The organism is Rhodopseudomonas pentothenatexigens (genome assembly GCF_900218015.1).
In the GTDB taxonomy this organism is placed as follows: Bacteria; Pseudomonadota; Alphaproteobacteria; order Rhizobiales; family Xanthobacteraceae; genus Rhodopseudomonas; species Rhodopseudomonas pentothenatexigens.
The window spans coordinates 24,910-39,071 of sequence record NZ_UFQQ01000025.1 but is presented as its reverse complement, the minus strand read 5'-3'; the positions used below and the strand labels follow the sequence as shown (position 1 = coordinate 39,071).

The 14,162-nt window shown below is 66.1% G+C and carries 13 protein-coding genes and 1 pseudogene; 8 read left to right on the top strand and 6 right to left on the bottom strand.

Annotated elements, in window-relative coordinates; all coding sequences use genetic code 11:
- Positions 1–77 precede the first annotated feature (77 nt).
- Complete coding sequence (locus DWA33_RS19885) at positions 78–782, bottom strand: outer membrane protein (protein WP_114360251.1); 705 nt, start codon at positions 780–782, stop codon at positions 78–80.
- Positions 783–1,362: 580 nt separating this feature from the next.
- Between DWA33_RS19885 and DWA33_RS19875 the strand changes: the two genes are divergently transcribed.
- From DWA33_RS19875 to DWA33_RS19840, 8 genes and pseudogenes are all read left to right on the top strand, one after another.
- Positions 1,363–2,112, top strand: coding sequence for a metal ABC transporter ATP-binding protein (locus tag DWA33_RS19875; RefSeq protein WP_114360249.1), 750 nt, complete (start codon positions 1,363–1,365; stop codon positions 2,110–2,112).
- 7 nt (positions 2,113–2,119) lie between these two features.
- Entirely contained in the window at positions 2,120–2,989 is an 870-nt protein-coding gene (locus tag DWA33_RS19870) for a metal ABC transporter permease (protein ID WP_114360248.1), read from the top strand.
- 5 nt (positions 2,990–2,994) lie between these two features.
- A complete protein-coding gene (locus DWA33_RS19865) occupies positions 2,995–3,936 on the top strand; it encodes a metal ABC transporter substrate-binding protein (RefSeq protein ID WP_114360247.1) in 942 nt (313 codons plus the stop codon).
- Between the two features lie 119 nt (positions 3,937–4,055).
- Positions 4,056–5,105 (top strand): CobW family GTP-binding protein, encoded by a 1,050-nt coding sequence (locus DWA33_RS19860; RefSeq protein ID WP_114360246.1) that lies wholly within the window; start codon positions 4,056–4,058, stop codon positions 5,103–5,105.
- Entirely contained in the window at positions 5,102–6,121 is a 1,020-nt protein-coding gene (locus DWA33_RS19855) for a WD40 repeat domain-containing protein (protein WP_114360245.1), read from the top strand. Before DWA33_RS19860 ends, DWA33_RS19855 begins: the two co-directional genes overlap by 4 nt.
- A 33-nt stretch (positions 6,122–6,154) precedes the next feature.
- Positions 6,155–6,877, top strand: coding sequence for an MgtC/SapB family protein (locus DWA33_RS19850; RefSeq protein WP_114360244.1), 723 nt, complete (start codon positions 6,155–6,157; stop codon positions 6,875–6,877).
- 105 nt (positions 6,878–6,982) lie between these two features.
- Complete coding sequence (locus tag DWA33_RS19845; RefSeq protein WP_244601352.1) at positions 6,983–7,336, top strand: hypothetical protein; 354 nt, start codon at positions 6,983–6,985, stop codon at positions 7,334–7,336.
- A 473-nt stretch (positions 7,337–7,809) separates the two neighbouring features.
- Positions 7,810–8,773: pseudogene (locus DWA33_RS19840) on the top strand (IS5 family transposase).
- 332 nt (positions 8,774–9,105) lie between these two features.
- Here the strand turns inward: DWA33_RS19840 and DWA33_RS19835 are convergent.
- The 5 genes from DWA33_RS19835 to DWA33_RS19815 form a co-directional block, all read right to left on the bottom strand.
- Positions 9,106–10,536 carry a homospermidine synthase gene (locus DWA33_RS19835; RefSeq protein WP_114360242.1) on the bottom strand — a complete coding sequence of 477 codons (1,431 nt, stop codon included), beginning with the start codon at positions 10,534–10,536 and terminating at the stop codon, positions 9,106–9,108.
- Positions 10,537–10,646: 110 nt separating this feature from the next.
- Positions 10,647–11,051: a nucleoside diphosphate kinase regulator gene (gene rnk, locus DWA33_RS19830; protein ID WP_114360241.1), complete on the bottom strand. Its 405-nt coding sequence runs from the start codon at positions 11,049–11,051 to the stop codon at positions 10,647–10,649.
- Between the two features lie 265 nt (positions 11,052–11,316).
- The gene (locus tag DWA33_RS19825) at positions 11,317–11,703 is read right to left on the bottom strand and encodes a RidA family protein (protein ID WP_114360281.1); all 387 of its coding nucleotides are present in this window, start codon (positions 11,701–11,703) and stop codon (positions 11,317–11,319) included.
- A gap of 275 nt (positions 11,704–11,978) precedes the next feature.
- Positions 11,979–12,566: a GNAT family N-acetyltransferase gene (locus DWA33_RS19820; protein WP_114360240.1), complete on the bottom strand. Its 588-nt coding sequence runs from the start codon at positions 12,564–12,566 to the stop codon at positions 11,979–11,981.
- A 202-nt stretch (positions 12,567–12,768) separates the two neighbouring features.
- Positions 12,769–13,911 carry a type III PLP-dependent enzyme gene (locus DWA33_RS19815; protein WP_114360280.1) on the bottom strand — a complete coding sequence of 381 codons (1,143 nt, stop codon included), beginning with the start codon at positions 13,909–13,911 and terminating at the stop codon, positions 12,769–12,771.
- Positions 13,912–14,162 lie beyond the last annotated feature (251 nt).

The following is a 14,162-nucleotide window of genomic DNA, read 5'->3' as shown; positions in this document are numbered from 1 at the left end:
GACATGGTTTCAAAAATGAAAAAGGGCCGGCGCGAGGCCGGCCCTTCCAACTTCCCGAAGAAGGAAGTGATCAGGTCTTAGTACTTGGCGACGACCGGACCGCCCCAGTTGAAGCGGTAGTTCAGGCCGGCCTTGACAACGTGCTCGTCGTTCTTCGCGGTGAAGCCCGGGGCGAGGGTGACGTTGCCGAAGTCGTAGTACTGGTACTCGATCTTGCCCGACCAGTTCGGAGCGAACAGGTATTCGAGACCGCCACCGACGGTGTAGCCGTCGGTCTTGCTGTCGACCGCAACGCCGACGCCATTGAAGGTCAGGCTGCTCGAGTAGTCGGCGTAGGCCCAACCGCCCTTGACGTAGAGCAGAGCCGGACCCCAGGTGTAGCCGAGGCGGCCGGTGACCGAGGCCAGACCACGCTGGTTGTCAGCATAGGTGAACACCGCACCCGGGGCACCCCACGACACCGAGCTGTTGGTGCCGCTCAGCCAGCTGTACTGACCTTCAACACCGAGCACCCAGTTCGGAGCGAACTGCCAGTCGTAACCGGCCTGCACACCGCCGAGGAACTTGCCGTCGTTGCTGGCGGTGACGCCAGTGCCGATGCTGTTGTCGCCCGAGAAGGCGCCACCGATGTGACCACCGATGTAGAAGCCGGTCCAGTTGTAGATCGGGGCCGGGGCGTAGGCCGGAGCCTTGGTGTACGGACGAGCAGCGAGGTCCGCGGCGAGGGCCGGGGCCGCGCCGAGGGCGACCAGGGCCACGGTGCCGAGCAGAATCTTCTTCATGTGTTGTCTCCAGACTTTGTCAGACGCACCGTTCGTCGGCGCCATCTGCTTCATGGCTTAGCGGGATTTTACGCAAAATGCTGTCACCGGGAGGCCACACTCCCTTTGGAACTAACCTCATGATGGTGCACAATTTTTTATGGCTAATGGAACCTTAAAGAGATCTAAATTTCGCCTTAATTCGGAACCTCGCCTGCCGCCTTCCAGAGCATCGGATTCGGCCGGCTGCTCAAAAGATGGACGGAATCGTCCGCTCGCGTTTTAAGGCCTTGATCTGTTGAGGTTATGTGCGCTGCCGGGCACTTGCCTCAGGTCGCCCGGATGATGTTATAGTATTACGAGAGGCCGACAAGATAACTCCCGTTCATGGATCGAGCGTGACCCATTCTCCTTCTCCCGTCTCGAATCCGGGACAGCCGGCGCGCCATGTCCATTTGCATGTCCATGGCGCCGAATCGCCGCACCCGCCGCAGCCAGCCCCCTGGTCGATCCTGAGGATGGGCCTCGCCAGCCGAGTCGGGGCGGCGCTCGCGATCAGCGCCGCCTTATGGGCGCTCGTGCTGGCCGCAATGAGATGACCATGACGCCGCAGCTTACCTTCCACGACGTCACCCTGGGCTACGACCGTCACCCCGCGGTGCATCACTTGTCCGGGCAGATTGCGGCTGGGACGCTGCTGGCTGTGGTCGGTCCGAATGGCGCCGGCAAGTCGACGCTGTTTCGCGGGATCGTCGGTATCCTGAAACCGCTGGCCGGCTCGATTGATCGCGACGGGGTCGACGTCCACGACATCGCCTATCTGCCGCAAAGTGCCGAGATCGACCGCTCGTTTCCGATTTCGGTGTTCGATTTCGTCGGCATTGGGCTGTGGCGAACGACCGGGGCGTTCGGGCGGCTCGGCGGGGATGCCAAGCAGCGGATCTCGCGCGCACTCGCGGCGGTCGGCCTGTCGGGATTCGAAGGCCGGAACATCGGCACGCTGTCGGGCGGCCAGATGCAGCGCATGCTGTTCGCCCGCGTGCTGCTGCAGGACGCCCGCGTCATCGTGCTCGACGAGCCGTTCAACGCCGTCGACGCCCGGACGACGGCGGACCTCGTCAATCTGGTGCGTCATTGGCACGACGAGGGGCGAACCGTGATCGCGGCGCTGCACGACCTGGAGCTGGTGCATGCCAGCTTCCCGCAGACGCTGCTGCTGGCGCGGACCGCGGTGGCCTGGGGCGCGACCGCCGACGTATTGACGACCGACAACCAGACCGAGGCGCGGCGGATGTGCGAGGCGTTCGACGACAGCGCCGCCGCCTGCACCGCCGCCCCGCAGGCAGCCTGACATCATGATGCTGGATCAGGCGCTGGTGGCGCCGTTCACCGAGTTCGAATTCATGCGCCGGGCGCTCGCCGGCATCGTCGCGCTGTCGCTCGGCGGCGCGCCGATCGGCGTGTTTCTGATGCTGCGGCGAATGAGTCTCGTCGGGGACGCGATGGCCCACGCGATCCTGCCCGGCGCCGCGATCGGCTTCCTGCTGTCGGGACTCAATCTGTTCGCGATGACGTTCGGCGGCCTGATCGCCGGCTTCGCGGTGGCGATCCTGGCCGGGCTGGTGTCGCGCGTCACCGAACTGAAGGAGGACGCCTCGCTGGCGGCTTTCTATCTGGTGTCACTGGCGCTCGGCGTCACCATCGTGTCGATGCGCGGCACCAATATCGATCTGCTGCACGTGCTGTTCGGCAACATCCTGGCGATGGACGACCGCACCCTGCTGGTGATCGCCTTCAACGCCACGCTGACGCTGGTGGCGCTGGCGGTGATCTGGCGGCCGCTGGTGATCGAATGCGTCGATCCGCTGTTTCTGCGCACCGTCAGCCGCGCCGGCGCGCCGGCGCATCTGATCTTCATGGCGCTGGTGGTGATCAATCTGGTCAACGGCTTTCACGCGCTCGGCACCCTGCTGGCGGTCGGCTTGATGATCCTGCCGGCCGGCATCGCCAAATTCTGGGCGCGCGACATCTCGGGAATGATGCTGGTGGCGGTCGGCAGCGCGATGCTGTCGGGCTATTGCGGCCTGGTGCTGTCGTATCACGCCGGCCTGCCGTCGGGGCCTGCGATCATCTTGGTCGCGGCGGTGATCTATCTGGTTTCGCTTTTCTTCGGCCGGTCCGGGGGCGTGATTCGCAAGCTGTTTCCCGGCCGCCATCTGGAGGCTTGAGTGCGATGATCCGTTGGAGTGTGATGGTGATAGCGGCGCTGCTGATGGCGGCGCCGGCGCAGGCGAACGACCGCATCCGCGTGGTCGCGAGCTTTTCGATCCTCGGCGATTTCGTCCGCAACGTCGGCGGCGATCGGGTCGAGGTCACGACGCTGGTCGGGCCGAACGGCGACGCCCACGTCTATACGCCGTCGCCGACCGACGCCAAGACGATCGCGGATGCCAGGCTGGTGGTGGTCAACGGCCTCGGGCTCGAAGGCTGGCTGCCGCGGCTGGTGCAGTCGTCCGGCGGCAAGGCGACCATCGTCACCGCGACCAAGGGCGTCAAGGCGCGCGAAGCCGACGGCGACGATGATCACGATCATGCCGGCCATGACAAGGGCGGTCACGACAAGGGTGGCCACGCCCACGACCACGGCAAGACCGATCCGCACGCCTGGCAGTCGGTGCGCAACGCCAAGGTCTATGTGGCAAACATCCGCGACGCGCTGATCGCCGCCGATCCGGCCGGCGCCGACGCCTACCGCGCCAATGCCGAGGCCTATCTCGGCAAGCTCGACGCTCTCGACCGCGACGTCCGCGCCGCGGTTGCGTCGATCCCCGCCGCCCGCCGCAAGGTGATCTCGACCCACGAGGCGTTCGGCTATTTCGCCGACGCCTACGGCGTCGCCTTCATCGCTCCGCAGGGCGTTTCGACCGAGTCCGAGGCCAGCGCCCGCGACGTCGCCACCATCATCAAGCAGATCCGCAAGGACAAGGTGCCGGCGGTGTTCCTGGAGAACATCAGCGATCCGCGGCTGATGCAGCGGATCAGCGCCGAGACCGGCGCCAAGATCGGCGGCACGCTGTATTCCGACAGCCTGACGGCCGAAAACGGCGACGCCCCCACTTACATTGACATGGTGAGGCACAATATAAAGACGCTGACCGGCGCGCTGAGCAGTTAGCCCGGTCCCGCTGCGTCCGGCATGCCCGGCGGAGCGCAATCCCGCCCTTTCCGGCCCCGACCTTCGAGACGCGCAAGCCGTGTTTCAGGACGGGGCTTCCGTGCTGGAGTTCGTGCCTGATGTCCTCTACCGCCGCCTCGAAAATTCCCGTCACCGTGCTCACCGGCTATCTCGGCGCCGGCAAGACCACGCTGCTGAACCGCATTCTGTCGGAGAACCACGGCAAGAAATATGCGGTGATCGTCAACGAGTTCGGCGAGATCGGCATCGACAACGACCTGATCATCGGCGCCGACGAAGAAGTGTTCGAAATGAATAACGGCTGCGTCTGCTGCACGGTGCGCGGCGACCTGGTGCGGATTCTCGCCGGCCTGATGAAGCGCAAGGGCAAGTTCGACGCGATCATCGTCGAGACCACCGGGCTCGCCGATCCGGCGCCGGTGGCGCAGACCTTCTTCGTCGACGAGGACGTGCAGAACGCCGCACGGCTCGACGCAGTGGTCACCGTCGCCGATGCCAAATGGCTGAGCGAGCGGCTGAAGGATGCGCCGGAAGCCAAGAACCAGATCGCCTTCGCCGACGTCATCGTGCTCAACAAGACCGACCTGGTGAGCCCGGCCGAACTGACCGAAGTCGAGGCCCGAATCCGCGCGATCAATCCTTATGCCAAGCTGCACCCGACGCAGCGCTGCCAGGTCGCGCTGGCCGACGTGCTGGAGCGCGGCGCGTTCGACCTCGACCGCATTCTCGAGATCGAGCCTGCGTTCCTCGAAGCCGACGATCACGATCACCATCATGATCACGACCATGGTGACCATCACCACGGCCACGATCATCATCACGGCCACGGGCTCAAGCACTATCACGACGAGGACATGCAATCGCTGTCGCTGAAGAGCGACAAGCCGCTCGACCCGGCCAAGTTCATGCCCTGGCTGCAGCAACTGGTGCAGACTGAAGGCGGCAAGATCCTGCGCTCCAAGGGCATTCTTGCCTTCAGGGGAGACGACGACCGCTACGTGTTCCAGGGCGTGCATATGATGCTGGAAGGCGATCATCAGCGCGCCTGGAAGGACGGCGAACCGCGCGAGAGCCGGGTGGTGTTCATCGGCCGCGATCTGCCCGAGCAGGCGATCCGCGACGGCTTCGCCAAGTGCATCGCGTCATGAGCGGCTTCGAGGCGCCCGGCGAAGCCGGGTCGATCGCGTCGGTAACCGACCGGGTCAGGCCGGTCACGATCGAAGGCGGCGCCAGTGCGGTCCACTTCCTCGGCGACACCGCGGTGTTCATCGGCACCGAGGAGAACGCGGCGCTGGTCGCCGCCGACGGCACCGTCTCGACCGTCGCGCTGCACGGCGGCGGCATTCTCAGCTCGGCCTGCGACGGCAAGCGCATCGTCACCGGCGGCGACGACGGCAAGGTGATGCTGCTGGACGGCTCCGGCAACGCCGAGACCGTCGCCACCGATGCCAAGCGGCGCTGGATCGACAATGTCGCGCTGCATCCGGACGGCGCGGTGGCGTGGTCCGCCGGCAAGATCGCCTATGTCCGGACGCCCAAGGCCGAGGACAAGTTTTTCGAGGTGCCGTCAACTGTCGGCGGCCTCGCGTTCGCGCCGAAGGGGTTGCGGCTCGCGATCGCGCACTACAACGGCGTGACGCTGTGGTTTCCGAACATGGCCGGCAACGCCGAATTCCTCGAATGGGCCGGCTCGCATCTCGGCGTGATGTTCAGCCCGGACAACCGCTTCCTGGTCACCGCGATGCACGAGCCGGCGCTGCATGGCTGGCGGCTCGCCGATTCCAAGCACATGCGGATGACCGGCTATCCCGGCCGGGTGCGGTCGATGGCCTGGACGGTCGGCGGCAAGGGTCTCGCCACCTCCGGCGCCGACGCGGTGATCATCTGGCCGTTCGCCAGCAAGGATGGCCCGATGGGCAAGCAGCCGGCGATGCTGGGACCGCTCGAGGCGCGGGTCAGCGCGGTCGCCTGCCATCCCAAGAACGACATCCTCGCCGCCGGCTACAGCGACGGCACCGTGCTGCTGGTGCGGATGAACGACGGCGCCGAGATCCTCGGCCGCCGCAACGGCACGCCCGCGATCGCGGCGCTCGGCTGGAATGCCGCCGGCACCCTGCTGGCGTTTTCCGACGAGGATGGTGCGGCCGGCATCCTTCCGCTGTAAGAGGAAGCCGTCTCCGACAGCAGGCGGCTTCCGATGCGTTTCCTCACCACCTTCCAGACCGCGGACTTCTTCGACACGCTGGTCAGCCTCACCGTCGCGTTCGTGCTCGGGATGCTGATCGGCGCGGAGCGGCAGTATCGGACCCGTGCTGCGGGCCTGCGCACCAACGTGCTGGTGGCAGTCGGCGCCGCCGCCTTCGTCGATCTGGCGATGCATCTGGCCGGCGCCGACGGCGCGGTCCGGGTGATCGCCTATGTGGTCTCCGGCATCGGCTTTCTCGGCGCCGGCGTGATCATGAAGGAGGGCATGAACGTCCGCGGCCTGAACACCGCTGCGACGCTGTGGAGTTCGGCGGCGGTCGGCTGCTGCGCCGGCGGAGACATGGCGGCGCAGGCCGTGGCGCTGACGGTGTTCGTGATCGCCGGCAACACGCTGCTGCGGCCGCTGGTCAACGCCATCAACCGCATCCCGTTCGACGAGCGCACCTCGGAGGCGACCTATGCGGTGCGGCTCACCGCCGGCAGCGCCGCCGCCGGGCGTCTGCGCGAGCACCTCGAAGAGCGGCTGGAACAAGCCGACTATCCGGTCGCGGAAGTCGAGGTCGAAGCGCTCGAGCATGCCGAGGACAAGGTCGAGATCGTCGCCACGTTGGTGTCGACCGCAATCGACCCGAGTGAACTCGATGCGGTGGTCGACGAACTCGGCAGGGAAGCCGGTGTCGACTTCGCCACCTGGGAAACCAGCACTAAAGATTGATTCACCTTGTAGGCAATTGCGGCCGTTCCGGAACCCGGTGCGACACCGGAACCCGGAACGATGCCGGTGCGCGTCCGTTGGTTCGGCGAGCAAGGGATGAGGATCATGGCGCCGAACGACAACGACAAGGAGCGCGGCCTGAAGCGGGATCTGCTGCTGGCCGGCGTGCTGATCGCGGCGGGCGTGGCCCTGTCGGGCCTGTCGCTGACCCAGGTCGACAGCCGCACCGGCCGGCTGCAATTCGCCCAGGCCACCCCGCAGCCGCCGAGCTCGACCCCGGGCGCCGAGACCAAGCCGACCGCACCGGACGACGCCGGACCGACCGGCGCGCGTCCGCACGACATCCCGCCGCAGCCGGCCCGTCCGGATCAGGACGCGGTCCAGTCCGGCGCCAAGCCCGCGCTGCCGCCGGCCCCGCCGGAGAAGATCGGCGAGCCGATCAAGCCGAAGGGCGGCTGACCGCCGCCACCAAGAAACGGCCGACGATCACCTCACCGGGCTCGCGTCTGCGGGCTCGGTCTTTTGGTGATCAGTGGTCGTCGGCGAGGAGTCCCAAGCACAGCGCACCTCTCCCGATTGCGGGAGAGGTCGGATCGCGTAGCGATCCGGGTGAGGGCACTCCTATCAACGAGTCGCTGAGTCAGTGCCCGCGTCGGCCCTCACCCCAACCCTCTCCCGCAGGCGGGAGAGGGAGCGCGCTGTGGAGCGGGGATGACGCAATTTCTGCAATCAGGGGTGGGAGCGCTCTTCTCCCCTCCCCCTTGCGAGGAGGGGTCGGGGGTGGGGGTCCCCAGGCACTGAGTGCGCGTTGTGCCACACAAGCATTGTGCCCGCGTCGCCCTCACCCCAACCCTCTCCCGCAAGCGAGGCCTCTGCAAAACCTGACTGTTTGCTCTGGATATGATTCACTTCGGTATGCGGAGGTGAATCGGATGGCGCAGGACAGTTTCATCGAGGCTTTGCTGCCGGCGGGGTTTGGGCGCAACGAGCGGCTGGAGCGCATTTCCGGCCTGATCGATTGGGAGCGCGTTGCTGGGTTGATCCGCAAGGTGCGGCCGGGCGAGACCGGCCGCCCGCCCCTACGAGCCGCTGGCGATGTTCAAAGCACTGTTGCTGCAGCAGTGGTACGGACTGTCCGACCCCGGCCTGGAAGAGGCGCTGCTCGATAGGGTCTCGTTTCGGCGCTTCTGCGGGTTTGCGCTGGATGCGCAGACACCCGACGAGACGACGCTGTGCCGGTTTCGCAATGCCTTGCAGCAAGCGGGACTGGGAGAGGCGCTGTTCCATGAGGTTCTCCGGCAGCTCGAAGCGGCCGGATATGTCTTGAAGACAGGGACTTTGATTGACGCAACCCTGGTTCAGAGTTCGGGGCGAACGCCGGCGTCGGGTTCGACCCCGCGCGAGGTCGAGAGCCGCTCGTCACACGATCCGGAAGCCAACTGGACAAGGCAGGGCCCGAAGCGCCAACTGTTCTTCGGCTACAAGGCGCACGTTGCGATCGATCAGGGATCTGGTCTGATCCGGGCTCGTCGCCTGACCGGCGCGAAGACCTCCGAGAGCGAAGTCGCCGACGATCTCGTCCTCGGCGACGAGAAGGCGGTCTATGCCGACAAGGCCTACGAGAAACGGGCTCGGCGCCAAGCTCTCAAGGCCCGCGGCATCAAGGATCGCATCCAGCATCGTCGCAACAAACACCAGAAGGCGCTGCCGCGATGGCAGGCCGTACGCAACAAGCTGATCGGGCGCGTGAGGCAGGCGATTGAACGGACCTTTTCGCAACTCAAAGGCCGCTACGGCTTCACCCGCATGCGCTACGCAGGCATCACCGCCAACGAATTCCACCTCGATCTGATCTCGATCGCCTACAACCTGCGAACCGCAGCCGCCATCCGCTGACGAGGCCGCCGCCAGGGCCGCTCAGCCGTCGCTCGTCGCTCGCATCGCATCCCGAGATCGCCTCCTCACCGACCAAAAATAACAAACTCGGCCAGTTTCGCAGAGGCCTCGCTTGCGGGAGAGGGAGCGCGCTGCGGAGCGGGGATGGCGCAATTTCTGCAATCAGGGGTGGGAGCGCTCTTCTCCCCTCCCCCTTGCGGGGAGGGGGCGGGGGTGGGGGTCCCCAGGCACTGAGTGCGCGTTGTGCCACACAAGCATTGTGCTCGCGTCGCCCTCACCCCAGCCCTCTCCCGCACGCGGGAGAGGGAGCGCGCTGCGGTCGGGGAGGGGCCTCAGCGCACCAGCACGTTCTTGAACTGCCACGGGTCGGAGGTGTCGATGTCCTCCGGGAACAGGCCGGGGCGGTCGGTGAGCGGGGTCCAGTCGGTGTAGTAACCCTTCACCGGGCCGAGATACGGCTTCTGCACTTCGAGGCAGCGGCGGAAGTCCATCTCGTCGGCTTCGACGATGCCGGCTTCCGGATTCTCCAGCGCCCACACCATGCCGGCGAGCACCGCCGACGACACCTGCATGCCGGTGGCGTTCTGATACGGGCAGACCTCGCGGGTCTCTTCGATCGAGAGCTGCGAACCGTACCAGTAGGCGTTCTTGGCGTGGCCGTAGACCAGCACGCCGAGTTCGTCGATGCCGTCGACGATCTCGTTCTCATCGAGGATGTGCCACTTCGGCTGCATCTTGCCTTCGGCGCCGAACATCTCGTGCAGCGACAGCACCGCGTCGTTCGCCGGGTGATAGGCGTAATGGCAGGTCGGCCGGTAGACGACGTTCTGGCCGTCGCGCACCGTGAAGTAGTCGGCGATCGAGATCGATTCGTTGTGGGTGACGAGGAAGCCGTATTGCGCGCCCGGCGTCGGGCACCAGGTGCGGACGCGGGTGTTGGCGCCCGGCTGCAGCAGGTAGATCGCAGCCTGACAGCCTTCGGTGTGCTTGCGGCCGTTGTCCGGAATCCACTTCTCGTGCGTACCCCAGCCGAGTTCGGCCGGCTGCAGGCCCTCGGACACGAAGCCTTCGACCGACCAGGTGTTGACGAACACGTTCATCGGCTTCGGGGTCTTGGCGCGCTGGGTATCGCGCTCGGCGATGTGGACGCCCTTGACGCCGAGCTTCTGCGCGAGTTGGCCCCAGCCCTCGCGGCTCTTCGGCTCGTTGAATTCGAGGCCGGTGTCGCGGGCGATGTCGAGCAGCGCCTGCTTGACGAACCACGACACCATGCCGGGGTTGGCGCCGCAGGTCGACACCGCAGTGGTGCCGCCGGGGTTCTTGGCCTTGGCGGCCAGCAGGGTCTCGCGCAGCGCGTAGTTGGAGCGCTTCTCCGGGCCGGCGTTCTTGTCGAAATAGAACCCGAGCCACGGCTCGACCACGGTGTCGATGTACAGAGAACCGATCTCGCGGCACATCGTCATGATGTCGACCGACGAGGTGTCGACCGACAAATTGACGCAGAAGCCCTGGCCGCCGCCTTCGGTCAGCAGCGGCACCAGCAGCTCGCGGTAGTTGTCCTTGGTCACCGCCTGCTTGATGAAGCGGACGCCGTGCTTCTCGGCGAGTTCGCCGTCGGCGTGCGGGTCGATGATCACGAACCGCTGCTTGTCGTACTCGAAGTGCCGCTCGATCAGGGGCAGCGTGCCTTTGCCGATCGAGCCGAAGCCGATCATCACGATGGGGCCGGTGATCTTGGCGTGGATCTTCGAAGTGGACGACATCAGGTTTGGACTCCGGACAGGGGGACAGGGATCAGGCCGCTATGTGCGGACAGGACGGTTCGGGAATGTGACGGCCAGGTGAATTTCGAATGTCACCTGCGACGCGGTAGTCAGTCTGGCGCGGACACGCTGAGTACCGTCAGGGAGCGCCGCTCGCCCGACGGGGTCTCGAAGCTGATCGACTGCCCGACGGAGAGGCCGATAAGCGCGGCTCCGATCGGGGTCAATACCGAAATACGACCAGCGTCGACGTCGGCCTCGGTCGGGTACACCAGAGTCACGTGCTTTTCCTTGCCGGTGGTATCGTCCCGGAAGGTGAGGGTGGATTCCATGCAGACGATCCCGGGCAGGGGATCGCTGTCGGGCGCGACATGGGCGCGCGCGACCTCCCCGGCGAGAAACTCGGCCGTGGTCGGGTAGCGCTGCGCGGCGGCTTCGGCGAGCTGGCCGAGCCGTTCGGCGTCGCAATTGCGGATGGTAATCGGTGGGCGCTGGGCGGGAATTGATTGGATCATGTGTTTCACGGGTCCTTGTCACGCCGGACGCGTCATGCGCACCGGCATTCTCTGGATAAGCAGCAGTTTGAAAACAGAAGGGGGAGCAGTCGACGAGATCGTTCAGCCCGGACGGCGCACGCGCGCGTCCGGGTCACCTTCCTGCGTGAAGGCGACCGGCGCGCAGCATCAAGCGGTTGCGGGGCAAGATCGTCATGATCGTCGGAACGTAGGGCTCCCGGCCCGAAAGTCAACCGGAAGCCGATTATCGTACAATTGGATAGGCTTAGCTGCGGCGCTTGGCGGTGACTTCGATTTCGATCTTCATCTCCGGCTTGTACAGGCCGGCAACCGCGACGATCGTTGCCGCTGGGCGGATCTCGGCGAGGTTCTCGCCGCACACCGCGAACACCGCGTCCGCGTCCTTCGGGTCGGTGATGTAGTAGGTCGCCCGCACGATATCCTCCATCGCGAAGCCCGCTTCGTTCAGTGCGGCGGCGATGGTCTTGAAGCAGTTGCGGGTCTGCGAGGTGACGTCCTCCGGCAGAGTCATGGTGGTGTAGTCGTAGCCGGTGGTGCCGGACACGAAGACGAAGTCGCCGTCGACCACGGCGCGGCTGTAGCCGGCGGTCTTTTCGAACGGCGATCCGGTGGAAATCAGGCGACGCGACATCGAGAACAATCCTGTTACTGAGGGGAGACCGGCAGCCAATGCCGCGTCCGGTTTTGCAAATCAAGGCCGACTGTCTCAGCCCTGACACATGATCGGGTTAGGCTGCGGTTGTCTCGGCTCCACGGCCCCGACGTCGGCGCCAGGCGTCGACCGCGATCTTGAGTGCGAGCACGGCGAGCACCAGCACCGTGACACGCGGGCGCTTGGCCGGATCGCGCCGTGCAAAGACGCGGTGAGTCGGGCGCGGCAATCGTAGAAAACGCATCGGTCCCTCCTTACGCGGCGCGACGAAGACGCGCCCGCTCGGCGCGCGCCGGTTTGGCGGCGGCACCGGTCGCGACGATCAGGCCGGCGGCGCCGTCGAGCGCGCCCTCGCGTAGTTCGAGGCCGAGCAGGCGGTCGCGCTCGAACGGCCCGGGCAGCGCCAGCGCTCCCATCTTGTCGGACGAGAAGCCGAACCGCGCGTAGTACGGGGCGTCACCGAGCAGGATCACCGCGCCGTGGCCGCGCGCAGCGGCCTCCGCCAGCGCCGCGCGCATCAGCGCGCCGCCCACGCCGAATTCCCGGCAGGACGAATCGACGGCGAGGGGGCCGAGCACGAGTGCGGCCCGGCCCCCTGCGTCGACGTGCCAGAGCCGCACCGTGCCGACCAGACGGCCTTGACGGACCGCGGAGAAAGCGAGGCCTTCCGCGGGCGCGCGTCCATCACGCAAACGCTGGCAGGTGCGCGCATGCCGGCCTTCGCCGAAGCACGCATCCAGCAGGCGCTCACGCGCGGCAATGTCGGAGCTCTTTTCCGCACGGATCGCGAACGGAACGGCTGCGACGTTCAAGGCAGTCAGGGTGGCGATGGTGTTCGTCATGGCACGTCGATCCCCACACTGTCCGGCGAACCGCGCCGGCAGCATGTTGTCAGCAAAAGCAGATGTGACAGGGAGAGGCCGGCGAGCCGGCCTCGACTTTTCTGCTCCCTCTCCCGCTCGCGGGAGAGGGCCGGGGTGAGGGCGACACGAGTCGCTGTTTCACCCTGCTGTCCGGCCTCCCCGCAAGCGGGGAGGGGAAAGCTCAGATGTGGTAGGTCGCCAGCGGCGGGAAGCCGTTGAACGCCACCGCCGAGTAGGTCGACGTGTAGGCGCCGGTGCCTTCGATCAGCAGCTTGTCGCCGATCTCCAGCGTCACCGGCAGCGGATACGGCAGCTTCTCGTACAGCACGTCGGCCGAATCGCAGGTCGGGCCGGCGAGCACGCAGGGCGTCATCTCGGCGCCGTCGTGGCGCGACTTGATCGCGTAGCGGATCGACTCGTCCATCGTTTCGGCGAGACCGCCGAACTTGCCGATGTCGAGATACACCCAGCGCAACTCGTCCTCGTCGCTCTTCTTCGAGATCAGCACGACTTCGGTCTCGATCACGCCGGCGTTGCCGACCATACCGCGGCCCGGCTCGATGATGGTCTCCGGGATCTGGTTGCCGAAGTGCTTGCGCAGCGCCCGGAAGATCGAGCGGCCGTACTGCACCACGGCCGGCACTTCCTTCAGGTACTTGGTCGGAAAGCCGCCGCCCATGTTGACCATCGACAGGTTGATGCCGCGCTCGGCGCAGTCGCGGAACACCTGCGCGGCCATCGCCAGCGCGCGGTCCCACGCCTTCACCTTGCGCTGCTGGGAGCCGACATGGAACGAGATGCCGTAGGCTTCCAGGCCGAGACGCTTGGCGACGTCGAGCACGTCCACCGCCATCTCCGGATCGCAGCCGAACTTGCGCGACAGCGGCCACTCGGCGCCGGCGCAATCGTACAGGATGCGGCAGAACACCTTCGAGCCGGGCGCGACGCGAGCGATCTTCTCCACCTCTGCGGTGCAGTCCACCGAGAACAGACGGATGCCGAGCTCGTAGGCGCGCGCGATGTCGCGCTCCTTCTTGATGGTGTTGCCGAACGAGATGCGGTCCGGGGTCGCTCCCGCGGCCAGCGCCATCTGGATCTCCTGCACCGAGGCGCAGTCGAAGCACGAGCCGAGCGAGGCCAGCAGCGACAGCACTTCCGGCGCCGGGTTGGCCTTGATCGCATAGAACACACGGCTGTCCGGCAGCGCCTTGGCGAAATGCATGAAGTTGTCGCGCACCACTTCGAGGTCGACGACCAGGCACGGCTCGACGTCCAGACCCTTGGCACGGCGGTCGCGCAGGAATTCGCGGATACGTTCGGTCATGGCACTCTCCCACGCGCCCAGCGACGGGCGCATTCCAGACGATGACGCCGATCCGATGCTTCAAGCGCCCGTCGCGCGATGGAGGCGCAACGAGCGATGAGCTCGGATCAACAGTGCTGCCGTGGATTGGTTGGGAGGGATCCCGCCCGCTCACCTGGCAATGAAGGACAAGCCTCTTCGGTATTCGCGCCGGCTGTTGGAAAGCCGGCAGAGACCAAAAAAGCCCGCTCCGTCGTTGCTTTAAGTCGCGT

Bases quoted from the DNA above. Each gene is read 5' to 3' on its own strand.
- DWA33_RS19860 (WP_114360246.1), top strand. From the start codon at position 4,056: ATGTCCTCTACCGCCGCCTCGAAAATTCCCGTCACCGTGCTCACCGGC.
- DWA33_RS19885 (WP_114360251.1), bottom strand. From the start codon at position 782: ATGAAGAAGATTCTGCTCGGCACCGTGGCCCTGGTCGCCCTCGGCGCG.
- DWA33_RS19870 (WP_114360248.1), top strand. From the start codon at position 2,120: ATGCTGGATCAGGCGCTGGTGGCGCCGTTCACCGAGTTCGAATTCATG.
- DWA33_RS19850 (WP_114360244.1), top strand. From the start codon at position 6,155: ATGCGTTTCCTCACCACCTTCCAGACCGCGGACTTCTTCGACACGCTG.
- DWA33_RS19835 (WP_114360242.1), bottom strand. From the start codon at position 10,536: ATGTCGTCCACTTCGAAGATCCACGCCAAGATCACCGGCCCCATCGTG.
- DWA33_RS19815 (WP_114360280.1), bottom strand. From the start codon at position 13,911: ATGACCGAACGTATCCGCGAATTCCTGCGCGACCGCCGTGCCAAGGGT.
- DWA33_RS19820 (WP_114360240.1), bottom strand. From the start codon at position 12,566: ATGACGAACACCATCGCCACCCTGACTGCCTTGAACGTCGCAGCCGTT.
- DWA33_RS19855 (WP_114360245.1), top strand. From the start codon at position 5,102: ATGAGCGGCTTCGAGGCGCCCGGCGAAGCCGGGTCGATCGCGTCGGTA.
- DWA33_RS19875 (WP_114360249.1), top strand. From the start codon at position 1,363: ATGACGCCGCAGCTTACCTTCCACGACGTCACCCTGGGCTACGACCGT.
- DWA33_RS19845 (WP_244601352.1), top strand. From the start codon at position 6,983: ATGGCGCCGAACGACAACGACAAGGAGCGCGGCCTGAAGCGGGATCTG.
- DWA33_RS19825 (WP_114360281.1), bottom strand. From the start codon at position 11,703: ATGTCGCGTCGCCTGATTTCCACCGGATCGCCGTTCGAAAAGACCGCC.
- rnk (WP_114360241.1), bottom strand. From the start codon at position 11,051: ATGATCCAATCAATTCCCGCCCAGCGCCCACCGATTACCATCCGCAAT.
- DWA33_RS19865 (WP_114360247.1), top strand. From the start codon at position 2,995: ATGATCCGTTGGAGTGTGATGGTGATAGCGGCGCTGCTGATGGCGGCG.